Origin of the sequence: Tritonibacter scottomollicae, from assembly GCF_003003215.1 — a bacterium.
In the GTDB taxonomy this organism is placed as follows: domain Bacteria; phylum Pseudomonadota; class Alphaproteobacteria; order Rhodobacterales; family Rhodobacteraceae; genus Epibacterium; species Epibacterium scottomollicae.
The window spans coordinates 13,288-36,948 of sequence record NZ_PVUF01000013.1; the positions used below are offsets into that span (position 1 = coordinate 13,288).

A 23,661-nucleotide genomic window follows, 5' to 3' on the forward strand; every position below is an offset into this window, starting at 1 on the left:
TGTCATTTCAAACGATCAATAGCCCATCACGGCGGCGCGTGCGTTCATCTGACCGTTGTCTGCATAGCTCATGTAGCCGCCCACGAGATCGCGATAGGAGACAAAGCTCTCGGTGATCCGGCGCACCAGCTCGTCGTCGTCTTCGCGCAGCTCGGTGATGACCTCGGCGGCGGCGGTGCCCATGGCTGTGATCACGTCCTCGGGGAACATTTTTACCTGCACGCCTTCTTCATCCACCATCTTCTTCAGCGCCATGGCGTGTTTGGTGGTGTATTCGGTCCAGACCGGATTGTAGAGGCTCTCGCACGCCAGCGCGACCACCTGCTGCAGATCTTCGGGCAGGGCGGCATATGCGTCGGCGTTGACGCCGCATTCCTCGGCAGAGGACGGCTCGCCCACGCCGGGCCAGTAGTAGTTCTTGGCCACCTGGTAGTATCCCAGCGCGCTATCGGTCCAAGGACCAATGAATTCGCCCGCGTCCAGAGCACCCGTCTGCAGCCCCTGAAACATCGCCGGGCCACTGGTGGCTTCGGCGGCCATGCCCAGTTTGGAGGCCACTTCGGAGGCAAGACCGGTGGTGCGGAACTTGAGACCCTTCAGGTCTTCGGCAGAGTTGATCTCGTTCTTGAACCAGCCGCCCCACTGCGGACCGGAGTTGCCACACAGGAAGGGTTTGATCCCGAAACGACCATACATCTCATCGTACAGGGCCTGACCGCCGCCATGATAGAGCCAGCCGAATTGCTCGTCTGCACGCAGGCCGAAGGGCTGCGAGCCAAACAGCAGGATGCCCTTGGATTTGGATCCCCAATAGGCCGGTACCGCATGATACAGCTCGGCGGTGCCTTCGGAGACGGCATCAAACACACCGCGACCTGGGACCAGTTCACCTGCGGCGAACAGCTTCACCTCAAGGCGGCCACCGGAGAGAGTTGTGATCCGGTCTGCCAGCATCTGCGCGGCAACACCGGGGCCGGGCAGGTTCTTCGGCCAGGCGGTGACCAATTTCCATTGCATCTTGCCCTGTGCGAGTGCCGGGCTTGCCAGCGCCGTAGCCGCGGTGCCGAGGGCACCCGCTTTCAGAAACTTACGTCGTTGCATGTCGTTCATCCTCCGTCTGTCGGTGCAGTTGTGTCGGCCATGACCTCGATGGCGTGGCCTCAATTATGTTTTGTAGGCGCTTTACATTAATATGTGTGTACATATGCATGTCAATCACGGTTTGTGCGGATCTGGCCAGACGGGACCTGCATGACCAAACATTCATCGTTGATTGCGACCAGCGCGGCGCGCGCTTGGATCTGTTGCAAAGGTTTTGAAGCAGACTTGGAGAGCTGTAGCGAGGGTCGAGCACGCGCATTCGCATGGGCTGTCGCGCACCATTGGTCAGGAGTGCGCCATAGCGACTGCACGCGGCGCGCGCCATGAAACCGACTGTCAATACGGTGTCCGCATCAACATTTCTGCCTCAGCGGGTATTGCTCTGCTTCAAGAACGTATCGAGAGCGGTTGATACCTGCAGGTGGGCGGCATCGCTGCGCGCGCCTTCGCGCAGGGCCGCCCGCAGATAAACGCCGTCGATCAGGGCGGCGAGAGTATCGGCGATGTCGTCTGCTTGTGGACTCAGTTTGCGCAGGTCGAACAACAAGTTGCTGCGCAACCGGCGCTGGTAGACCTGCATCAGGTGCGCGGCGTCAGGCTTTGATTGCGCCAGCGCATAAAAGCTCAGCCAGGCAGAGGTTTTGCGGGGATCAAAGACATGCGGGGCAAAATTGGCACGAATGACCCCCTCAAGCCGGTCGCGCGGCGTGCTGGCGTCGCGCAGTTCGGCCCGGACCTTGGTCGAGAATTCGGACAGGATGTGACGCATAGCGGCAATAAGCATCTGCTCCTTGCTGCCAAAATAGTGATGCGCGAGTCCGCTGCTCATGCCTGCCCGGCGCGCGATCTGCGCCACGGTCACGTCAAGAGATCTTGTTTCGCCGATCTCGTCGATCACGGCAGACACCAGCGCGGCGCGGCGCTTGGGCTCCATCCCCACTTTGGGCATAGCACTCTCCTGTCATGCGTTGTGCAGGCAATGGCAAGCGGAGGGGCAGAGGTCAATATGTTTCGGGTGCCTCGCCTTGCGCACTGGGGCGATCAGGAGGGGCTGCCCCGCGCGGCTGGAGGCGCGGGGCGCTGAACTCAGGACAGGCGGTTGCCCTGTGCGTCGAAGAAGTAGGATTTCCCGTCGGCGATCCCAAGACGCAGGTGCTGTCCTGCATTGATGGCATGCTGGCCGAACAGGCGCACGGTGATCTGGTGGCCGTGGCAATCCGCGATCACATTGGTATCACCCCCAAGCTGCTCGACATGTTTGGTCGTGACCTCCAGCGGGCCGGCGTCGTCCAGAGCCAGATCTTCGGGACGCACACCAAGCGTGTTGGGGCTGCCATCCTCCAGCAGGTTCGCGGGCAGGAAGTTCATTGCCGGAGAGCCGAGAAACCCTGCGACGAACTGGTTTGTCGGGTTATTGTAAAGCTCCATCGGTGAACCGATCTGCTCAACCCGCCCGTCGCGCAGCACCACGATCTTGTCAGCCAGGGTCATCGCTTCGGTCTGGTCGTGGGTCACATAGACCATGGTGGCACCAAGCTGGTCGTGCAGGTTGGCGATCTCCAGACGCGTGTTCATGCGCAGGGCGGCGTCAAGGTTGGAAAGAGGTTCGTCAAACAGGAACAGTTTCGGGTGACGAACAATGGCGCGACCGATGGCCACCCGCTGGCGCTGACCGCCGGAGAGTTCGGAGGGGAAACGGTTAAGGTAATCCCCGAGGCTCAGCATGCGGCTGGCCTCTGCGACGCGCTCTTCGATGGTTTCCTTGCTTTCCTTGGCCTGTTTTAGGGCCAACGCCATGTTGTTGCGCACATTGAGATGCGGATAGAGGGCGTAGGACTGGAACACCATCGCGATGCCGCGTTTCGACGGTGGCGTCTGGTTGACCACATCGCCCGCGATGCAGACCTCGCCGGAGGTGACGTCCTCCAGCCCGGCGATGGTGCGCAGGAGCGTGGACTTGCCACAGCCTGAGGGTCCGACAAAAACGACGAATTCGCCTTCTTCGACTTCGATATTGATGTCCTTGAGGACATGCACGTTGCCAAAGGATTTGTTTACATTGGTCAGGGTCAGCGCGGTCATGGCGTTACCTCTTTCAGTTTGACAGGGGTCCCACTGCGGACGCTTTCATCAGCCGCGAGGCAGATCGCCAACGACTGAACGGCGTCCCGCGCATGGCGGGAAAGGTCTAGGTCTTCACGGATGGCGCGCAGGATATGGGCCTGTTCTGCGTCACAGAGCTCCTGATGGCCCGGTTCATCCGGCAGATCGATCAGTTGGTCGCCCTCGGGTCGGTGAACCAATAGGCCACCAACCTTGGTGTGGCCGTCCACATCGGCGGATTTGGATTTGTCTGCACCCGTGATGGAGACTGAGCCCTTGGGGGAAATCACGTCTTTGACGAAGAAAGCGGTTTCCGACATCATCGGGCCCCAGCCTGCCTCGTACCAGCCGACAGAGCCGTCGTCGAAGGTGACCTGAAACTGGCCGTAGTTATACATGTCCGGGGCGATTTCCTCCGACAGGCGCAGGCCCATGGCGTTCACCTGAACGGGCTTGGCATCAGTGATCTGGCACCAGACATCCACGTAGTGCACGCCGCAATCCACGATGGGTGATGTGGTCTGCATCAGCGCTTTGTGGGTTTCCCACTCCGCGCCGCTGCTTTGCTGGTTGAGGTTCATGCGGAACACGTATGGGCCACCAAGCGCGCGGGCCTCCTGGATCAGGCGCACCCAGGAGGGGTGGTGGCGCAGGATATAGCCCACGACCAGTTTGCGCCCCGTCGTCTCGGCGGTGGTGACCACACGGCGGGCGTCCTCCACCGTCGTGGCGAGAGGTTTTTCGACAAACACATGCGCGCCTGCCTCCATCGCGGCCACGGCATAGTCGGCGTGGCTGTCGGAGTAGGTGGCGACGACCACGAGATCCGGCTTGGTTTCCTCAAGTGCCACGTGGAAGTCGGTGAAGACCGGGTAACCTTGAAGGTCGGGGTGATCCACCTGACCTGAGCGATTGACAAGGCCGACAATCTCGGCGCCGTCCTGCTTGTGATGGGCGAGGGCATGGGAGAGCCCCATGTTGCCAAGGCCAGCGATTAGAACGCGGGTCATGATACGGCTCCCGAGCTATGTAGAAGAACCGCCAGGTCCGCTTGCGGATCGGGTAGCCCCCGATCGCCCCCTTGGGCGGGGGCTATGCCCCCACCTAAGGCCGGAGATTGCCCTGTGTTTTTGTGAACAAATCCAATCATTTCACTGCCCCCGACGTGATGCCGCGAATGAGCTGGCGCGAGAAGATCACATAGAGCACCAGCACCGGCAGGATTGCCATCGACAGCGCCGACAGAACCGCGTTCCAGTCAGTCACGAACTGGCCGATGAAGACCTGGCTGCCCAGAGTCAGGGTCTTGGTTTCCTCAGCGGGCGCGAGGATCAGGGGGAACCAGAGATCGTTCCAGATCGGGATCATGTTGAACACCGCCACGGTGGCCATCGCAGGGCGCACCAGCGGCAGCACCAGCTTGAAGAAGATCGTGTATTCGCTGAGCCCGTCGATGCGACCGGCGCTCTTCAGGTCATCGCTGACCTGCCGCATGAACTCCGACAGAATGAAGACCGCCAGCGGGAGACCTTGCGCAGTATAAACAAGGATCAGCGCCCAGAGCGTGTTCACAAGGCCGGTGGACACCATCATGTCCAGGATAGCCACGGTGCCGATGCGGATCGGGATCATGATCCCGAGCGCCAGATAGAGCCCCATGATCATATTGCCACGAAAGCGATACTCACTGAGCGCGAAGGCCGCCATTGCGCCAAACAGCAGGATCAGCGTCAGCGAGCCGACGGTGACGATGAAGGAGTTCTGAAAGTAGAGGAAAAAATCCCCCTGCTTCAGCACCGTCTGATAGCCCACCAGCGAGAAGCTTTCCGCATCCGGCAGCGCCAGTGGCTCGCGAAAGATCTTTTTGCGGGTTTTGAAGCTGTTGATCAGGATTACGAAGACCGGAAACAACGCAATCAGCGTATAGAGGATCAGCACGCCATGCATGGCCACTGTGCTGATCGGGTTGGAACGTGCAGAGTTCATCGTCGTCTCCCGTTAGAGCTGGTAGCGGCGCATCCGGCTCTGGATGCCGAAAAGATACAGACAGACGCCCACGAGGATGATCGCGAACATGGCGCCGGCGATGGCGGACCCCATATGCGGGTCGCCCAATTGCAGCTGGAAACCAAAGAACGTCCGATACATGAAGGTGCCGAGGATATCGGTTGAGAAATCCGGCCCAGCCAGCGCACCTTGCGCGGCGTAGATCAGGTCGAAGGCGTTGAAGTTGGCTACAAAAGTCAGGATCGAGATGATCCCGATCGAGGGCAGGATCAGCGGCAGTTTGATCTTCCAGAAGGCAGCGATGCCGGTGACGCCGTCAATCTCGCCAGCCTCCAGCATTTCCTCCGGGATCGACAGAAGCGCGGCGTAGATCAGCATCATCGGGATGCCGACGAACTGCCAGACGGAGACCATTGCCAATGTTGTCAGCGCATATTCTTCCTTGCCCAGCCACGGCGCAAACAGCGACTTCAGCCCCACTGCATCCATCATCGACGGCGCGATGCCCCAGATCGGCGACAGGATCAGTTTCCAGGCAAAGCCCACGATCACAAAGCTGAGGATCGTCGGAATGAAGATCGCCGAGCGGTAGAGCGCGGCAAAGCGTAGGCGCGGGTGGCTCAGCAGGGCAGCGAGCGCGATCCCGATCGGATTCTGTACCAGCATGTGGATCAGGAAGAACCAGAAGTTGTTCGCCAATGCGTTCCAGAATTGCTCTGACCAGGTCGGATCAAAGAACAGGGTGCGGAAATTCTCCAGCCCGACATACACGCGCTCCTGATCGACCTTTTGGAACAGGGCGAGGCGCAGCGTATTGAACAGGGGGAAGATCATTACCGAGGTGTAGATCAGCACGGCAGGGGCCAGAAAGACGGCGATATGCCAGCGGATGCGGGGCTTTTGCATGGGAAACTCCGGTCCAGTTCCCGGACGCGCGGGACGGCGCGTCCGGGGGTGTTGCAACAGCGGTTTCACTGTTGTTTCTAAGGCTTACTGTTGCGGTGCGTACCAGCTCTCGAGACCGGACTGCAGCTCTTCGCCCAGTGCTTCAGGCGTCTTGGTGCCTTTGATCGCGGCCGCAGATGCGCCCCAAGTCTCGTTTTCGAGGTTCGGGGTGCCGCGCGACAGGATCTGGTAGGTCGAGCGAATGGTGCTGTCGCAGTCATCGCGCCAGCTGACGAATTCCTTGGCCAGCGGATCTTCCAGATCGACTGGTGCGTTCGAAAGCGGGAAGAAGCCGGGCAGAGCGTTGCCGAAGATATCGGCAAATTCCGGTGACGCGACCCATGTCAGGAAGGTTTTGGCGGCTTCGGGGTGCTCGGTGGAGGCGTTCATGCCGATGCCGATGTCGGTGTGATCCGAGATGTAGCAGCTGTCGCCAGCGGCTTTGACCGGAGCCTTGAAGGCGCCCATTTCGAAATCAGCCTGCGCGTTGAAGCCCGAGATTTCCCAGCTGCCTGCCGGATAGATCGCGGCGCGACCGAGGGTGAACAGGTTCTGGCTGTCGGGGTAGGTCTGTGCCTCGAACCCGTCGCCCAGGTAATCCGCCCATTTGGCCAGCGTTTCGAAGGGGGCAACCCACTGCTCGTCGGTCAGTTTCTGCTCGCCCTCGATCAGCGCCTTGCGGCCTTCTTCACCGTTCCAGTAGTTCGGGCCGATGTTGTTGTAGCCCATGGTGGCGGCTTCCCACTGGTCGTTGGTGCCCATCGCCATCGGAATATAGGTCCCGTCTTCTTTGATCGTCTCAAGAGCGGCAAAGAATTCTTCCTCGGTGGTCGGAACCTCAAGACCAAGCTCTTCAAAGGCTTCTTTGTTGTAGATGAAGCCGTGGATCACGGAGGCCATCGGCACGCAGAAGCTCGCGGAGCCATCGTCGGTCTGCCATGCGGATTTCGCCACGTCGGAGAAGTTGTCCATGGCGTCCATGTCATCCAGCGCTGCGAGATGGTCGGCCTCATAGAGCGCCAGCGAGGCATCAAACGGGCGGCAGGTGATCAGATCGCCAGCGGAGCCTGCATCCAGTTTGGAGTTCAGAACGGCGTTGTACTCTGTCGGCGCGCTGGGCGTGAAGTTGATCTTGATGCCCGGGTGTGCGGCCTCAAACGCGGGGATGATCTTGTCCTGCCACAGGGTCAGGTCATCATTCCGCCAGCTCTCGACGGTCAGAGTGACGTCTTCGGCCAGTGCGGATGTGGCGACGAGGGCGGTGCCCGCCAATGCGGCCAACATAAACTTACTTTTCATGAGTCTTCCTCCTATTGGAATGATTTTATTGTTTTTCTTATGTGTTGAGCGACAGCAGCGCGGGGCGCAGCTTGCCACTTGTGGTCTCCAGACGCGCAGTGGCGTCCGCGAGGTCAGTTGCGCCCGCCGCGATCAGGATGGCGCATTTGACGTTGCCTCCGGCGGCCTCAATGGCGGCGGTGGCGATATCTTCGGTAACATCTGAGATCTGCATGACGATCTGTCGGGCACGGGCCCGCAGTTTGATGTTGTCGGCCCGCAGGTTGACCATCATGCCATCGTGAACATGACCCAGTTCAATGGCCATCAGCGTCGAGAGCGTGTTGAGCGCGATCTTCTGTGCGGTCCCGGCCCCCATTCGGGTCGATCCGGACACCACTTCAGCAGGGGTCGGCAAAAGCACAGCGTGATCCGCGAGTTTCAGCAGGTCTGTATCGGGGTTGTTCGCGATCCCGATCACCGTTGCGCCGCAACGTCTGGCCAGTTTCGCTCCTGCAACCGTGTAAGGCGTGGTGCCGCTTGCCGAGACTCCGATGTAGACATCGTTTGAGCTAAGCCCATCCAGGGCGCGCTCCAGCTCGGCTGTTTCATCCTCGGTGCCGCCAGGCATCTCCACTCCGGTCGGCATGCCGCCGGCCATGTGAATGCGCAGCTGTGATGCGGGGATCGAGAAGGTTCCGCCCAGTTCGAGTGCGTCTGCAGCAGCCATAAGGCCGGAAGAGCCTGCAGCAGCATAATGCAAGGTACCGCCGGTTCGGATGGTCTCGGCCATGGCAAGGGCGCCGCCGCAGAGCGCAGCCGTCGCGTGGCGCGGAGGGCGCGCGGCGTCGTGCTGAGTTTGCGCCAATATTTCGGCGACCTCGCTCAGTGGGCGAGCGTCCAGCCCCCCGGCTTTGTCGTGCAGTTGTTCCGTGGCAGCGGTCGACACGTGATTCCCTCCAAGTTTGAATCAACAATACCCATTTGATACCTTTTGTCTACCATTGTGTGATGTGGCTGGCGTTTCCTCGGCGAAATTACCGATTTTGCCGATATTTGCGGAATTTCTCACGGGGTTGGTCCTGTTTTTGTCTTTCAAAATCCCGGTTGGTATCGTAATGGTATCTTCATGACGGATGCATTGAAAACCTCTGTATTGGCTCTGGATGGCGGCGGCACGCGATGTCGTTTGGCGCTTTCCGGTGTTGCGGGCGTGACCGCTGTTGAGACCGGGTCGGCGAATATCTCGACCGACTTGGATGGGGCGGTGCAGCAAGTGACTGATGGTCTGGCGCGGCTCTCTGAGGTGACCGGCCATGCTGTTGAGGGGTTGGTGACCTGCCCAATTTACATCGGGATTGCGGGGGTTACCGGGCCGGTGATCGCAGATCGGTTCGCGGCGGCTTTGCCGTTTCATCGCGCACGGGTGACGGATGACCGCCCCACTGCCCTCAATGGGGCGCTGGGCGGTAGCGACGGCCTGATCGCGCATTGTGGCACCGGGTCGTTTTTTGCGGCGCAGCTTGAGGGACAAAGCCGATTCGCAGGAGGTTGGGGGGCGATCCTCGGAGATCCGGCGTCGGCCCAATGGGTCGGTCGGCGCGCGCTGTCCTGTACGTTGGAAGAAGTTGATCTGCTGCGCGAGGCCTCCGGTCTTGGGGCGCATTTGCTGAACCGCTTCGGGGGCTCGGCTGAAATCGTGGCCTTTGCGGCCTCTGCGACACCCGCTGACTTTGGCCGGGTCGCGCCGGATGTGACCGAATTCGCCGCCACGGGGGATCCGCTTGCGGTGGACATCCTGAATGCAGCGGGCCGTGAGCTTTCCAGTACGCTGCACAAGATGGGCTGGGTCGCCGGGCTTCCGCTTTGTCTGACAGGCGGGATTGCACCGCAGTTCCTGCCCTATCTGCCCCCGGCCATGCAGGAGGCCTGCATCAGCCCGAAGGGCACGCCACTCGATGGGGCGATCATTCTGGCGCATGAGTTCGCACAGGAGGTGCGGGATGACGATCACTGAATTTCTGAAGCCGGATAGCTGGTTCGATCAGGGGGCTGGTCCGCGCTATGTGCAGTTGCGCCGCCGTCTTGAGGAAGCCATCCATTCTGGCGTGTTGCCGCCCAACAGCTCGCTGCCGCCAGAGCGTGAGATTGCCGACATCACAGATCTGTCTCGGGTCACTGTGCGAAAGGCGATGCACGAATTGGTGCAGCAAGGCGCGATCGAGCAGCGACAGGGCTCCGGTTCTTTCGTGCGGGAAAGCACGGCGCGCGTTGAGCAATCGCTTTCGCATTTGACCTCCTTTACCGAGGACATGCAGCAGCGCGGGCTTGAGACCACGTCTAAATGGCTGGAGCGCGGAGTGTTCTTGCCGACCGAGGAGGAGATCTCGGTGTTGAGCCTCGGCGATGATGAATCCGTGGCGCGCATCTATCGTCTGCGCGAGGCCGGCGGTCAGCCGATGGCGTTGGAGCGTGCGGCACTGCCCCTCAGTATTCTGCCGAACCCGCTGGAGGTCACGACCTCGCTCTATGCGACGTTGGATCAGATCGGGCATCGTCCGGTGCGCGCGATCCAGAAGATCTCTGCCATCAACCTCGAATCAACCGAGGCGGAGTTGCTCAATGTTGCCGAAGGCACTGCGGGGCTGCGCATCCAGCGTCTGTCGTTTCTCGAAGACGGGCGTGTCGCGGAATTGACCCGATCCCTCTACCGTGGCGACGCCTACGACTTCGTTGCGGAACTGCAGCTTTCCGGCTGAGCTGAGTGCCAAATGGACCAGCTGCCCCTTCTAAATGATCTGCCCAAGTGAAAGGTTTTATACCATGAACGCTCCTCAAACGCAGATGCGACGCGAAATCAATGAAATTCCCGATGCTGTCGAGCGGCTGCTGACCGACGGCGCCCAGGCGGTCACCGCCGCGGCTGCCGAAGTGCGAGATTTGGCACCAAGCTACCTGCTGTCAGTGGCCCGCGGCTCCTCTGACCACGCCAGCACCTATCTGAAATACGCCAGTGAGTTGCTGCTGGGCTTGCCAATGGCCTCGGTCGGGCCGTCGGTGAAGTCGATTTACGGCGTGGACCTCAACTGCAAGGGCGCGCTTAGCATCTCTGTGTCGCAGTCGGGGAAAAGCCCGGACATCGTGCAGCTGACCTCGGCGTTCCGCGACAAGGGCGCCTATACGGTGGCAATTACCAATGACGGTGCCTCCCCTCTGGCGAAAGCCTCTGCCGCTGTGTTGCCGATCCACGCGGGCCCGGAGCTGAGCGTCGCGGCGACCAAGACATTTGTGACCTCGCTGGTCGCCGGTCTTTGGTTGCTGGCAGAGGTCAAGCAGGACGCGGCGTTGCTCGATGCGATCCGCAAGCTGCCGGGGCATCTGGCGAAGGCAAAGGATTGCGACTGGAGTGCCGCGGTCGAGGCCATTGATGGCCAGTCGCTGTATACACTGGGGCGCGGGCCCAGCTGGGCGGTTTCGAACGAGGCGGCGCTGAAGTTCAAGGAAACCTGTCAGATCCATGCCGAGAGCTATTCAGCGGCTGAGGTACTGCATGGGCCAGTGTCGATCGTGGGCGAGAATTTCCCGGTGATTGCCTTTGCCGCAGCAGACGCAGCCGAGGACAGTGTTGGCGACATGGTGCAGGCCCTGGTTGAAAAGGGCGCGCGGGTTTTTGCGACCACCGATAAGGCGAAGGGGGCCGAAGTGCTGCCGCATGTGCGGACGGACCACTGGATCACCGATCCGATCTCCTCCATCGTATCGTTCTATGGAATGGTGGAAACCGTGGCCACGCGCCGGGGTGTGAACCCAGATGCGCCGCGCCACCTGAACAAGGTCACGGAAACCGTATGATGCAGCCGCTGATCACCTTTCTGGGCGGACCCATTTTCGACGGCGAAGCTCTTCGAGACGGGTATGCTGCCCAGTTTCGCGACGGCCATCTGTCCGCTCTGGTTCCGGTTGCGGAATTGACTGAGCGGGGCGAGGAGGTTGCCCTCGGCGGGGATATCTTGTCGCCGGGATACGTCGATTTGCAGGTGAATGGTGGCGGTGGCGTGATGTTGAACGATGCGCCCAGCGTGGACACGATCAACCGGATCTGCGCTGCACATCGCAGCCTCGGAGCCACCACGATTCTGCCCACGTTGATCACGGATTCGGCTGAGAAAACGCGCAAGACCCTGCAGGCGGGTATCGCCGCGCATGACGCTGGCATACGTGGGTTTGGTGGCCTGCATCTGGAGGGGCCGCATCTTTCCGTTGCCCGAAAGGGCGCTCATGATCCGGGGTTCATCCGGCCCATGGAGGACGCGGATCTTGCCGTGATCTGCGAAGCTGCGGAGCAATTGCCAAAGCTGAAGGTCACGATCGCTGCTGAGAATGTAAAACCGGAGCAGGTCGAGCGTATGGTAGGGGCTGGCGTGCTGGTCTCGCTCGGTCATACAGACGCGGCGTTCGAGACCTGTGTGCGGTATGTGCATGCGGGCGCGCGGTGTGCCACGCATCTGTTCAACGCCATGAGTCAGCTCGGCAATCGCGCGCCGGGGCTCGTGGGCGCCGTGCTCGATACCGCTGAGCTGTCAGCGGGCGTGATTGCGGATGGCATACATGTCCATCCCGCCAGCCTGCGTGCTGCCTGGATCGCCAAGCGCCGCGGATCGGGGCGCATTTTTCTGGTGTCTGATGCAATGGCGGTTGCGGGAACCGACGCGACAGAGTTCCACTTGGAAGGGCGCAGGATTACCCGCCGCGATGGGCGGTTGTGTCTCCCGGACGGCACGCTTGCGGGTGCGGACCTTGATCTGACGACCGCGTTGCGCATCCTGACAACGCAATGTGATGTCCCGCTTGCGGAGGCGCTTGCCGCCGCGACGACCATCCCGGCGGCGTTGATCGGGCAAGGTGTGGGCACCTCCGCCGAATCTGCGCCCGCGTATTTTCTGAAGGACATGATCCGGATCACCTCAGATCTCGGCTCGGCTTCCCCTGTCCTGGCGTAGCTGCTGAGCACGGCAGACTGTCTGACGCAGTGGAGCAATGCGGTGTCTAGGCACAAGGTTAAGGCATGCGTTTTGCTCGTGCCCTGATCTTGATCGGCGGCGTACGGTTTTGACTAAGATCTTGAAGAAAATATGGAATTGGAAGTCTTCGGCGCCGGGGTGGGTGTCACTCATGGCGCCATATGCGTCATAGGCTGACCTAAGGTCATGGTATCTGTCGCCTGTCGGGCGTGTTTCTGCGTCGCGTTTGCGCTAATGTAGAGGCGAACGGCTGCCACGGAGATCCATCATGAAGCTGACCGTGAACGGGACCGAACATGAGGTCGATGTCGAACCCGAGATGCCCCTGTTGTGGGTACTGCGGGATGAGTTGAACATCAAAGGTCCAAAATATGGCTGCGGCATCGCTCAATGCGGGGCCTGCACGGTGCATGTGGACGGGATGGCGGTGCGCTCCTGTCAATTGCCGGTTGGCGATCTTGAGGGCGGCGTCACGACCATTGAAGGGCTGGGCACGCCCGAGAGGCTGCATGCGGTACAGGCCGCATGGGTGGCGCATCAGGTGGCGCAGTGCGGTTACTGCCAATCGGGCCAGATCATGCAGGCGGCAGCTTTGCTCGATCTGAACCCGGAACCCTCCGATGCAGAGATTGATGCGGTGATGTCGGGGAACCTCTGCCGCTGTGGCACCTATCCCCGTATCCGGGCCGCGATCCATGACGCTGCGCAGAAATTGAGCGAGGCCTGAGCCATGAGCCGTGCTGGAAAAATTGCCCGCCGTACATTCCTGATTGGGTCCGCTGCGATTGCCGGGGGCGTGGCCTTTGGCGTTTATATGGCAAAAAAGCCGATCCCCAATCCACTGCTTGATGATCTGAAGGACGGTGAGGCGGCGATCACGCCCTTTGTGAAGATCGACGCAGAAGGCATCACCCTGATCACGCCGCGCGCGGACAAAGGGCAGGGGGCCTATTCCATCCAAGCCTATCTGATCGCCGAGGAGCTGGACATCGACCCGGCCACCGCGATGATTACGCCGGGGATGCCGGGGCAGGCCTATTACAACGCCTCTGTACTGAGCGAGGGCGTGCCGTTTCCAGCCTATCAGGATGGGTTTGTGGCCGAGACCCTGCGCGATTTCATGTCGGTCCCGGCCAAGCTGTTCTCCATCCAGATGACCGGCGGGTCGTCCACTGTGCCGGATGGGTTTGACCGGATGCGCCTAGCGGGGGCGACGGCCCGCGAAACCCTGAAAGAGGCGGCGGCCCGTCGGGTTGGCGTGGCGCGTGGGGATCTGCGGACCGAGAATGGCGCGGTGATCCTGCCGGATGGCACTTCCATCGCCTATACGGATTTGGCGGCAGAGGCGGCAGAGATTGACCCGGTCACGGATGTGACCCTGCGCCCTGCCTCTGCGTGGCGCTATCTGGGCAAGCCCGATCTGCCGCGTCTGGATATGCTGCGCAAATGCACCGGCACTGAGGTCTACGGCATCGACATGGAATTTCAGGACATGTTGCATGCCACCGTGCGTGCCAACCCTGCCGTTGGCACCGCGGGCGCGCGTGTCGATGCCTCGGCGGCAGAGGGGATGCGCGGGGTGGAGAAGATCCTGCCGGTCAGCAACGGTGTCGGTGTGATTGCCAACAACACCTGGCGTGCGTTTCAGGCGGCAGAGGCGCTAGAGATCGAGTGGAGCGCGCCGGACTATCCCGGCACCTCGGAGGGGATATTTGCCACGCTTGAACAGGCGCTGGGCGATCCCGACAGCTATGACCACCGCCAGCGCAATGAGGGCGATGTGGACGCCGCACTGGAGGCGGGCGAAGTCATCGAGGCGCGCTATCGCATTCCCTATCTCGCCCATGCGCCGATGGAGCCGATGAACGCGGTGGTTCGGGTGCTGGACGCGCAGGTGGAAATCTGGACCGGAACCCAGATCCCGCTGTTCATCCGCGACCGCGCCGCCACCATTGCGGGCGTCGAGCCTGAGGCCGTGAAAGTCTATGTGCTGCCCATGGGGGGCAGCTTTGGTCATCGGCTGGAGATGACCCATGTGGAGCAGGCGGTGGAACTGGCACTGGCGGTGCCGGGGCGGCATCTGAAACTCACATGGAGCCGCGAAGAGGATATGAGCCACGACTACCCGCGCCCGGCCTCGGTTGCCGCAGGGCGCGGTAAGGTCGCAGATGGCAAGGTGATGGCCTTTGATCTTTCGGTCAGCCAATCGGCCATGGCCCCGGAGTGGTTTGGCCGCCTGAGCGGGATGAGCTTGCCGGGCCCCGATGCGACCATCACCACCGGGTCGTGGGATCAGCCGTTTGATATTCCCGACTACCGGGTCACCGGCTATCGCGCGCCGAGCATGGTGCCGGTGTCGTCCTGGCGTTCGGTCGGGGCGTCGGGCAACGGGTTTTACCACGATAGCTTCCTTGATGAGTTGATCCATGCCGCCGGGGCTGATCCGCTGGCTGAGCGCATCCGCCTGTGTCTGCATGAGCCTGCGCGCAAGGTGCTGGAGGCCGTGGGCGAGATGTCGGGCTGGGATGGTCCCTCAATCGCTGAGGGGCGCGGACGTGGCGTTGGATTCTGCATGTCCTTTGGGGTGCCCTGCGCACAAGTCATCGAGGTCACGCAGACGGATGAGGGCATTCGCATCGATCAGGTCTATGTGGCGGTGGATGTGGGCGAGGTGCTTGATCCCACGAACCTAGAGGCGCAGGTCTTTGGCGGGGTGATCTTTGGGCTGGGACACGCGATGAACTGCGCGCTGACCTATGAGAATCACGCCCCGCTTGAGACCAACTATCACGCCTATGAGGGGATGCGGCTCTATCAGGCCCCTCAAATCGAGGTGCGCGCGCTGAGCAACGGCAGCCGCATCCGGGGTGTGGGCGAGCCGGGTGTGCCGCCTGCGGCCCCGGCGCTGGCCAATGCGATCTTTGCCGCCACCGGGCAACGCATCCGCGAATTGCCGCTGAACAAACATATCGATTTCGTCTGAGGAGGGCCGAGACATGCAAAAGAGCGTTGTCATCCTTGCCGCGGTTTCTATCGCGGGCGCAGCCCTTGCCGAAGGTGCGCTGACCCTGCCGGAAGAGGGCAGCATCAGTCGCGCAGACGGGCAGGCGGCGTTTGAACGCATCTATGAGGTGGTGACCCATCCCAGATGCGCCAATTGCCACGTGGGCGAGGACAATATCCCGATGTGGTCTGGGCCAAGCTACGGTGAGGCGCGCCCGCATGGGATGCATATCAACGCCGGTGAAAGCCGTATCGGGGCGGAGTTCCTGCCCTGTCAAACCTGCCATGTGACCTCGGATGATTTCGACACCGCGCCGCACGCCGCGCCGCGCTTTGGTATTGCGTGGCAGCTGGCACCGGTGGAGTTCGAGTGGTTCGGCAAGTCGCGCGCCGAGATCTGTGCGCAGCTCAAGGACCCTGAGCGCAACGGCGGACGTGACTGGCGCGGGTTGGTGGAGCATCTGGAACATGACGCTAGTTTGAATGGGCCCGTGGCTTGGGGCTGGTCGCCCGGTGGAGACCGGGACCCCGCGCCCCGCACGCTGGAAGAACATGTCGAGGATATGGCGCTTTGGGGCGCTGCGGGTCAGCCCTGCCCAACAGACTGACGCCACCTGCACCCAGTAGATATCTCTGAAATCTCTGACGCGAATCTCTCCCGGCGGCGCTGCGACAGCGAGCGCTTTCTCCGATCTGCCAAGTCATTTCTGCCTCAGGTGCCACTCAGTGGCGCGCGAATTGCGGGGCATGGGCTGCGCGGCTTTCGCTTGTCAAACTTGCCCTGTCGGTCCGGGATATCGCGGGCGCGGATGACCCGACGACAGGGCGAAGCCGTGCCTTTCCGCCTTGACGGCGCCCAGATCGGCATTGAGAGAATATATTTTATCCAATCCGCCTGCACAGGCTTGTCAAAGCTCAGGTGTTCGCCAAAACTGCGCCGCATGGGTCTGACGGTTTGCGAGCTGTTCAGATCGAAAAGCAAATGAAAAAAAGACTAGGGGAGGTCTTATGAAGACCACAACAGTACTGACACTCACATCGCTTCTCTTGGCGACGGCAGCGCCGCTGAGCGCCGAAACCCTGCGCTGGGCGCGCTCCGGCGATGCGCTGACGCTTGACCCGCACGCCCAGAACGAAGGCCCGACGCACACCATCCGCCACCAGATGTACGAACCGCTGATCATCCGCGACGTGACCGGCGCGTTTGAGCCGGCGCTGGCGACCGAATGGGCGCCCAAGGAAGGCGATCCGAACGTCTGGGTGTTCAAGCTGCGTGAAGGCGTCACCTTCCATGACGGCGCTGATTTTACCGCCGAGGATGTGGTGTTCTCCTTCAATCGCGCCAAGCAGGAAAACTCCGATATGAAGGAGCTGATCGGCTCCATCACCGAAGTGCGTGCAGTCGATGATTTGACCGTCGAGATCGTCACCGATGGTCCGAACCCGATCCTGCCGTCCAACCTCACCAACCTGTTCATCATGGACAAGGGCTGGACCGAGGCCAACAACACCGTGAACGTGCAGGACTTTGAGGGCGGCGAGATCACCTATGCCACCACCAACGCCAACGGCACCGGCCCCTATGTGCTGGAAAGCCGCGAGCCGGACGTCAAAACGGTGATGACGCTGAACGAAGACTACTGGGGCATTGGCCAGTTCCCGCTGGAAGTGACCGAGATCGTCTATACCCCGATTCAGAACGCCGCGACCCGCGTTGCCGCAATGCTGTCCGGCGAAGTTGATTTCCTGCAGGACATGCCGGTTCAGGATCTGGACCGCGTCAGCAACGCCGATGGCCTGATGGTGCGTCAAGCGCCGCAGAACCGGGTGATCTTCTTCGGTCTCAACATGGGCGCCGATGACATCGAGGCCGACAATATCGACGGTAAGAACCCGCTGGCGGACGTGCGCGTGCGCAAGGCGATGTCGATGGCGATCAACCGCGATGCGATCCAGAAGGTCGTGATGCGGGGCCAGTCCCAGCCTGCCGGCATGATCGCACCGCCGTTCGTGAACGGTTGGACCGAAGAGATGGACGCGGAATCCACCACCGACATCGAAGGCGCCAAGGCGCTGATGGAAGAGGCCGGTTACGCCGACGGGTTCTCGATCCGTCTGGACTGCCCCAATGATCGCTATGTCAACGACGAGCCGATCTGTCAGGCCGCCGTGGGCATGCTGGGTCAGATTGGCATCACGGTGAACCTCGATGCCAAGCCCAAGGCGCAGCACTTCCCGCTGATCACCGACGGCAAGACCGACTTCTATATGCTCGGTTGGGGTGTGCCGACCTATGACTCCGAGTATGTCTTCAACTTCCTCGTGCATGGTCGTGAAGGCGACATCGGCACCTGGAATGGCACCGGCTACGACAATGACGAGCTGGACGCGAAGATCAAATCTCTGGCTTCCAACACCGATCTGGACGCGCGCAACCAGGACATCGCCGATATCTGGCGGGTGGTTCAGGATGAGCAGCTCTACATCCCGATCCACCACCAGGTGTTGAACTGGGGCATGTCCGAGAAGGTCGATATCGCGGTCGATCCCGAAGATCAGCCGAAGGTCAAATACTTCAAGATGAACTGATCTTCATCGCAGCGCGCCGGAATGTGGCGCGCTGCTGACTTGCCAGGGTCGCCGGGGCGCAGCACGCACTCCGGCGACACGCGCATTGACGGGAAAGGATCCACGATGTTCCGCTTTTTCACCGCGGCTGCCTGTGCGGCGGCTCTTGTTCCTGCCGCCCTCGTGCCCGCCGCTCAGGCCGAGGAATTCTCTTGGGCGGTGACCACCGACCCACAGACAATGGACCCGCATGCGGTCAATTCCACGCCAGTTCTGGGCTTTCTAAACAATGTCTACGAAGGCCTCGTGCGGCGCGGCAAGGATATGAGTATCGAACCTGCGCTGGCCACCAGCTGGGAGCCGATCGGCGCGGGCGAAGGCTGGCGGTTTCACCTGCGCGAAGGTGTGACATTCCAGGATGGCAGCGCCTTCACTGCTGAGGATGTGATCTTCTCCTATCAGCGCGCATCAAGCCCCGAGGCGGATACCGCCAGTTGGTTCGCGCCTGTTTCGGAAATGTTGCAGGTGGACGACTACACCGTTGATGTCCTGACGCATTCTCCCAACCCGATCTTTCCCGACAGTATCGCCAACTGGATGATCATGGACAGCGGCTGGGCCGAGACCAATGCCGCCGCCCGCCCCGACAAGGAGAGCGGCAACCACGCCACGCTTCACACCAATGGCACCGGAGCGTTTCGCATGACCACGCGTGAACCCGGCCTGCGCACGGTGCTGGAACCGTTCGAGGGCTGGTGGGGCGAGGCAGAGCATAACATTACCCGCGCCGAGATGACGCCGATCCAGAACCCGGCCACCGCGCTGGCGGCGCTGTTGTCCGGCGATGTGGATATGATCAACCCGGTGCCCATTCAGGACGTTCAGCGCCTGCAGGGCAACCCGGATGTGAAGGTGGTGCAGGGCATCGAGGCGCGGGTGATCATGCTGGGGTTCCCGCATGAGGCTGACGCGCTGAAGTTCTCGGCCGAGACCGAAGGCAACCCTTTCGCAGATGTCCGCGTGCGCAAGGCCGTGGCCCATGCCATCAACGTGCCGGCAATCCTGCGCACCATCATGCGTGGCAATGCCGAACCGGTGAACCAACTGGTGAGTGGCGCCATGCGGGGCTATTCCGACGCACTGGAGGATGCGCCCGCATATGATCCTGAGGCCGCCAAGGCTCTGCTGTCCGAGGCAGGATACCCCGATGGCTTTTCTTTCGGTTTCAAATGCCCCAACAACCGTTACCTCAATGACGAGGCCGTCTGTCAGGCCGTTACCGCAATGCTGGCGCAGGTGGGGCTGACCGCGACGCTGGATGCGATGCCGGTGCAGAACTACTGGCCGGAGCTGCGGGCCGATAATTACGACATGTATCTTCTTGGCTGGTCGCCGGGCACCTTTGATGCGGAACATCCGATCCGCTTCCTCGGCGCCACTCCGAATGAGGAAAAGAAGCTGGGGTCGTGGAATTTCGGTGGCTATTCCAATGCGCGCGTCGATGAGCTGCTCCCGCAGATCCAGTCCGAAATTGACGAGCCGACCCGTCAGGGCATGCTCGATGAGGTCGCACAGACCTTGCAGGACGAGGCCGCTTATGTGCCGCTCTATGTGCAACCGCTGGTCTGGGGCACCGGCAGCAACGTCACCCTGACCCAAAGGCCGGATAACTTCTTTATCCTGCGCTGGGTCTCCGTTAACTAACGCCGCTCAATCAGGCAGACGGGGGCCGCGGCCCCCATCATCCACCCACAGGAGAGCACAGATATGCTCGCTTACATCATCCGGCGCGTGGCCCAATCCGCGCTGGTCCTTCTTATCGTCGGGCTTGTGGCCTTTGCGATGTTCCGCTTTGTCGGGGATCCGATCGACAACATGCTGGGGCAGGAGCGCACAGCAGATGATATCGAACGGCTGCGCGAGCAGCTGGGCCTCGATCAGCCTTTCGTGGTGCAATACTACCGCTTCCTAGAGAACGCAGTTCAGGGCAATTTTGGCGTCAGCTACCGTCAAGGTCGCCCGGTGATCGACATCCTGATGGAACGCGCGCCAGCAACACTGGAACTGGCGGCGGTCTCAGGCATTCTCGCGGTATTGTTCGGCATCGCGTTGGGGGTCTTCACCGCGATCCGACGAAAGGGCATTGCGGCAAATATCATCATGTCGGTCTCGCTGATCGGGGTCTCGCTGCCGACCTTCCTGATCGGCATCCTGCTGATCTACCTGTTCTCGGTCGAGTTGGGCTGGCTGCCCAGTTTTGGACGCGGCGAAGTGGTGGATCTCGGCGCATGGACCACCGGCTTTCTGACCGCAAGCGGGCTCAAGGCGCTGATCCTGCCGTCGATCACGCTGGGGCTCTATCAGATGACGCTGATCATGCGGCTGGTGCGCTCCGAGATGCTGGAGGTGCTGCGACAGGATTACATCCGCTTTGCCCGCGCGCGCGGCCTGCGCAACCGGGCGGTCCATTTTCGTCACGCACTGAAGAATACCATGGTGCCGGTGATCACCGTGATCGGCCTGCAGGTCGGCGCGATCATCGCATTCGCCATCATCACCGAGACGGTGTTCCAGTGGCCCGGTGTCGGCCTGCTGTTCATCAACGCGATCCAGTTCGTCGATATCCCTGTCATGGCGGCCTATCTGATGCTGATCTCCGTCATGTTCGTGGGCATCAACCTGATCGTCGATATCCTCTATTTCTTCATCGATCCGCGACTGCGCGTTGATCGCAAGGGAGGCCACTAATGTCCGAGACATCCATCCCGCCGCAAAAGTCGCGTCTACGCACCGCGCTCGACAGCGACCTGTTCTATACCTTCACCCATTCTCCCGTGGCGGTGGTCTCCACGGTTGTGGTGCTGGTCATGGTGCTGGCATCGCTTTTCGCGCCGCTGATCGCGCCGACCAACCCGTTTGATCCGGCCTCCCTGAACCTGATGAACGGGTTCACGCCGCCGCTGGCCCCCAATGACTTCACCGGCGAGACCTTCTTGCTGGGCACCGATGATCAGGGCCGTGATGTGTTCTCCACCATCCTCTACGGCATGCGGATCTCGCTGTTCGTGGGCGTGGCGGCTGTCCTGTTCGCCATGGTGCTTGGCATCACGCTGGGCCTGCTGTCCGGCTACCTTGGGGGCTGGGTCGAAACCATCATCATGCGCGTCGCGGACGTGCAGCTGACCTTTCCGTCGATCCTGGTGGCAATGCTGATCTTTGGCGTCGCCAAAGGCATCACCCCGGTAGAGTACCGCGATCAGATGGCAATCTGGGTGCTGATCCTTGCGATCGGCCTGTCGGACTGGGTGCAGTTTGCCCGCGTGGTACGCGGCGCGACCCTTGTCGAGAAGAACAAGGAATACGTCGAGGCCGCACGCCTGATCGGACGACGCTCGGGCGCGATCATGCTGCGGCATATCCTGCCCAATGTGCTGTCGCCTGTCTTGGTCATCGCGACGATCTCGCTGGCGCTGGCGATCATTGCCGAGGCGACGCTGTCGTTCCTCGGGGTGGGCGCACCACCGACTCAGCCGTCTCTTGGTACGCTCATTCGCATCGGGCAGGGCTTCCTGTTCTCTGGCGAGTGGTGGATCCTTCTTTTCCCTGCGATCACGCTTCTGGCGCTGGCGCTCAGCGTCAACCTGCTGGGCGACTGGCTGCGTGACGCCCTGAATCCGAGGCTTCGCTAATGGCCGAACCAGTTCTGTCCATCCGCAACCTGTCTGTGGAAATCCCAACCCGCCACGGCATCCTGAAACCGGTCGATGGGGTCACCTATGACATCGCCGCAGGCGAGATCCTCGGCATCGTCGGCGAAAGTGGTGCCGGCAAGTCGATGGCGGGCAATGCCGTCATCGGCCTGCTCAGCCCGCCGGCGCATGTGTCGGCCGGTGAAATCTGGCTCAACGGCGAACGCATCGACAACCTGAAGGGCGACGCCATGCGGCGTCTGCGCGGCAAGGAAATCGGCATGGTCTTTCAGGACCCGCTGACCTCGCTCAATCCGCTTTTGCGGATTGGCGACCAGCTGGTGGAGACCATGCTGACCCACCTGCCGATCAGCAAGTCCGAGGCCGAGAAGCGCGCCGTGGCCGCCCTCGAAGAAGTCGGCATTCCCGGCGCCGCCAAACGTGTGAACAGCTACCCGCATGAGTTCTCGGGCGGTATGCGTCAACGGGTTGTCATCGCGCTGGCGCTCTGTGCAGAGCCGTCGCTGGTGATCGCCGATGAGCCGACAACCGCGCTTGATGTGTCCGTACAGGCGCAAATCATCGCGCTGCTGAAACGGCTCTGCCGCGAGCGTGGCACGGCGGTGATGCTGATTACTCATGATATGGGCGTGATTGCCGAGGCCGCCGACCGTGTGGCGGTGATGTATGCCGGGCGGCTGGCCGAGCTTGGCCCGGTGCGCGATGTGATCACCGCGCCGGAGCACCCCTATACGCACGGGTTGATGGCCTCGACGCCGCTGGCGTCGCGCGGGAAGTCTCGCCTGCACCAGATCCCCGGCGCCATGCCGCGTCTCGATGCGGTGCCCGATGGCTGTGCTTTCAATCCGCGCTGCCCGCGCGTGGCCGACAGATGCCGCCAGGCCCCCGCCCCCACGGTGGACGGCAATGCCGCCGCCTGCTGGTTCCCGCTCCAACATGAGGAGGCCTCCTGATGGCGCTTGTCTCCGTCAAGAACCTGAGCCGTGTTTTCGACGTCTCCAAACCCTGGCTGAATCGGGTAATCGAACGCGAACCCAAGGCCTTTCTGACCGCTGTGTCAGAGGTGGATTTCGAGGTCGAGCCGCAAACCACCTATGCGCTCGTTGGCGAATCCGGGTCTGGCAAATCCACCATTGGCCGGATGCTGGTCGGGTTGCTCAACCCTTCTGAGGGCAATGTGGAGATCGAAGGCGTTGATTTGGCGAACGAGAAAGACGCCGCCAAGGTCGATGCGATCCGCTCTGACATCCAGATGATCTTTCAGGACCCCTATGCCTCGCTCAACCCGCGCTGGCGGGTGCGTGACATCATCGTCGAACCCGTGGCGGCGCGTGGTGGCAAGACCGACGGGCTGGCCGAACGCCTGCTGGAACAGGTGGGTCTGTCGGTGAAGGACGCGGGCAAGTTCCCGCATGAGTTCTCCGGCGGGCAGCGGCAGCGGATCTGTATTGCCCGCGCGCTGGCCTCCGAGCCGCGGCTGATCGTCTGTGACGAGCCCACCTCGGCGCTGGATGTGTCGGTGCAGTCGCAGGTTCTGAACTTGATGAGCGACCTCAAGGACAACTTTGGCCTGACCTATGTGCTGATCACCCACGATCTGACGGTGGTGCAGCATATGGCGGACCGAATCGGGGTGCTCTACCTCGGGCGTCTGGTTGAGGAGGGCGCACCGGACGAGCTGTTTGAGCGCCCGAAACACCCCTATACGCAGATGCTGCTGGAGGCCGCCCCGCGTATGGATGGGTTTGGCCGCGAGGTGGCCCCGCCCGAAGGTGAAATCCCCGACCCGATCAACCCACCGCCCGGCTGCGCCTTTCACCCGCGCTGCCCGCTGGCGGGTGACATCTGTCGACAAGAACGCCCCGAGATGCGCAGGATCGGCACAACCCGGGTCGCCTGTCACATGGCGGAGGGCTGACACAGAC

Annotated in this window: 21 protein-coding genes; 13 read left to right on the forward strand and 8 right to left on the reverse strand. The window is 61.5% G+C overall.

Annotated elements, in window-relative coordinates:
- Positions 1 to 15: 15 nt before the first annotated feature.
- The 8 genes from CLV89_RS17045 to CLV89_RS17080 all read right to left on the reverse strand — a co-directional run bounded on the left by CLV89_RS17045 (position 16) and on the right by CLV89_RS17080 (position 8,383).
- Entirely contained in the window at positions 16 to 1,101 is a 1,086-nt protein-coding gene (locus tag CLV89_RS17045; protein WP_106164972.1) for a TRAP transporter substrate-binding protein, read from the reverse strand.
- A 367-nt stretch (positions 1,102 to 1,468) separates the two neighbouring features.
- Positions 1,469 to 2,050, reverse strand: coding sequence for a choline-binding transcriptional repressor BetI (gene betI / locus CLV89_RS17050; RefSeq protein WP_106164879.1), 582 nt, complete (start codon positions 2,048 to 2,050; stop codon positions 1,469 to 1,471).
- Between the two features lie 137 nt (positions 2,051 to 2,187).
- Complete coding sequence (locus tag CLV89_RS17055) at positions 2,188 to 3,183, reverse strand: ABC transporter ATP-binding protein (protein ID WP_106164880.1); 996 nt, start codon at positions 3,181 to 3,183, stop codon at positions 2,188 to 2,190.
- Complete coding sequence (locus tag CLV89_RS17060) at positions 3,180 to 4,214, reverse strand: Gfo/Idh/MocA family protein (protein ID WP_106164881.1); 1,035 nt, start codon at positions 4,212 to 4,214, stop codon at positions 3,180 to 3,182. Before CLV89_RS17060 ends, CLV89_RS17055 begins: the two co-directional genes overlap by 4 nt.
- Before the next feature lie 136 nt (positions 4,215 to 4,350).
- Entirely contained in the window at positions 4,351 to 5,190 is an 840-nt protein-coding gene (locus CLV89_RS17065) for a carbohydrate ABC transporter permease (RefSeq protein WP_106164882.1), read from the reverse strand.
- 12 nt (positions 5,191 to 5,202) lie between these two features.
- Complete coding sequence (locus CLV89_RS17070) at positions 5,203 to 6,117, reverse strand: carbohydrate ABC transporter permease (protein ID WP_106164883.1); 915 nt, start codon at positions 6,115 to 6,117, stop codon at positions 5,203 to 5,205.
- Positions 6,118 to 6,201: 84 nt separating this feature from the next.
- Positions 6,202 to 7,455 carry an ABC transporter substrate-binding protein gene (locus tag CLV89_RS17075; protein ID WP_106164884.1) on the reverse strand — a complete coding sequence of 418 codons (1,254 nt, stop codon included), beginning with the start codon at positions 7,453 to 7,455 and terminating at the stop codon, positions 6,202 to 6,204.
- Positions 7,456 to 7,492: 37 nt separating this feature from the next.
- Positions 7,493 to 8,383: an N-acetylmuramic acid 6-phosphate etherase gene (locus tag CLV89_RS17080; RefSeq protein ID WP_106164885.1), complete on the reverse strand. Its 891-nt coding sequence runs from the start codon at positions 8,381 to 8,383 to the stop codon at positions 7,493 to 7,495.
- A 180-nt stretch (positions 8,384 to 8,563) separates the two neighbouring features.
- Here CLV89_RS17080 and CLV89_RS17085 point away from each other — a divergent pair, with 180 nt between their 5' ends.
- The 13 genes from CLV89_RS17085 to CLV89_RS17145 all read left to right on the forward strand — a co-directional run bounded on the left by CLV89_RS17085 (position 8,564) and on the right by CLV89_RS17145 (position 23,654).
- Positions 8,564 to 9,451: a glucosamine kinase nucleotide-binding domain-containing protein gene (locus CLV89_RS17085; RefSeq protein ID WP_106164886.1), complete on the forward strand. Its 888-nt coding sequence runs from the start codon at positions 8,564 to 8,566 to the stop codon at positions 9,449 to 9,451.
- Positions 9,438 to 10,193, forward strand: coding sequence for a GntR family transcriptional regulator (locus CLV89_RS17090; RefSeq protein ID WP_106164887.1), 756 nt, complete (start codon positions 9,438 to 9,440; stop codon positions 10,191 to 10,193). The genes CLV89_RS17085 and CLV89_RS17090 overlap by 14 nt, the downstream gene beginning before the upstream one ends.
- A 64-nt stretch (positions 10,194 to 10,257) precedes the next feature.
- Complete coding sequence (locus CLV89_RS17095) at positions 10,258 to 11,286, forward strand: SIS domain-containing protein (protein ID WP_106164888.1); 1,029 nt, start codon at positions 10,258 to 10,260, stop codon at positions 11,284 to 11,286.
- A complete protein-coding gene (gene nagA, locus CLV89_RS17100; protein ID WP_106164889.1) occupies positions 11,283 to 12,434 on the forward strand; it encodes an N-acetylglucosamine-6-phosphate deacetylase in 1,152 nt (383 codons plus the stop codon). Before CLV89_RS17095 ends, nagA begins: the two co-directional genes overlap by 4 nt.
- 289 nt (positions 12,435 to 12,723) lie before the next feature.
- A complete protein-coding gene (locus tag CLV89_RS17105) occupies positions 12,724 to 13,182 on the forward strand; it encodes a (2Fe-2S)-binding protein (RefSeq protein ID WP_106164890.1) in 459 nt (152 codons plus the stop codon).
- Positions 13,183 to 13,185: 3 nt separating this feature from the next.
- Positions 13,186 to 15,438 (forward strand): xanthine dehydrogenase family protein molybdopterin-binding subunit, encoded by a 2,253-nt coding sequence (locus tag CLV89_RS17110; protein WP_106164891.1) that lies wholly within the window; start codon positions 13,186 to 13,188, stop codon positions 15,436 to 15,438.
- A 13-nt stretch (positions 15,439 to 15,451) separates the two neighbouring features.
- Positions 15,452 to 16,066, forward strand: coding sequence for a hypothetical protein (locus CLV89_RS17115; protein ID WP_106164892.1), 615 nt, complete (start codon positions 15,452 to 15,454; stop codon positions 16,064 to 16,066).
- Positions 16,067 to 16,466: 400 nt separating this feature from the next.
- A complete protein-coding gene (locus tag CLV89_RS17120) occupies positions 16,467 to 18,047 on the forward strand; it encodes an ABC transporter substrate-binding protein (RefSeq protein ID WP_106164893.1) in 1,581 nt (526 codons plus the stop codon).
- A 105-nt stretch (positions 18,048 to 18,152) separates the two neighbouring features.
- A complete protein-coding gene (locus tag CLV89_RS17125; RefSeq protein ID WP_106164973.1) occupies positions 18,153 to 19,730 on the forward strand; it encodes an ABC transporter substrate-binding protein in 1,578 nt (525 codons plus the stop codon).
- 63 nt (positions 19,731 to 19,793) lie between these two features.
- Positions 19,794 to 20,774 carry an ABC transporter permease gene (locus CLV89_RS17130; RefSeq protein WP_106164894.1) on the forward strand — a complete coding sequence of 327 codons (981 nt, stop codon included), beginning with the start codon at positions 19,794 to 19,796 and terminating at the stop codon, positions 20,772 to 20,774.
- On the forward strand, positions 20,774 to 21,715 hold the full coding sequence (locus tag CLV89_RS17135) for an ABC transporter permease (RefSeq protein WP_106164895.1): 942 nt from the start codon (positions 20,774 to 20,776) through the stop codon (positions 21,713 to 21,715). The genes CLV89_RS17130 and CLV89_RS17135 overlap by 1 nt, the downstream gene beginning before the upstream one ends.
- On the forward strand, positions 21,715 to 22,689 hold the full coding sequence (locus CLV89_RS17140; protein ID WP_106164896.1) for an ABC transporter ATP-binding protein: 975 nt from the start codon (positions 21,715 to 21,717) through the stop codon (positions 22,687 to 22,689). Before CLV89_RS17135 ends, CLV89_RS17140 begins: the two co-directional genes overlap by 1 nt.
- A complete protein-coding gene (locus CLV89_RS17145) occupies positions 22,689 to 23,654 on the forward strand; it encodes an ABC transporter ATP-binding protein (protein WP_106164897.1) in 966 nt (321 codons plus the stop codon). The genes CLV89_RS17140 and CLV89_RS17145 overlap by 1 nt, the downstream gene beginning before the upstream one ends.
- Positions 23,655 to 23,661 lie beyond the last annotated feature (7 nt).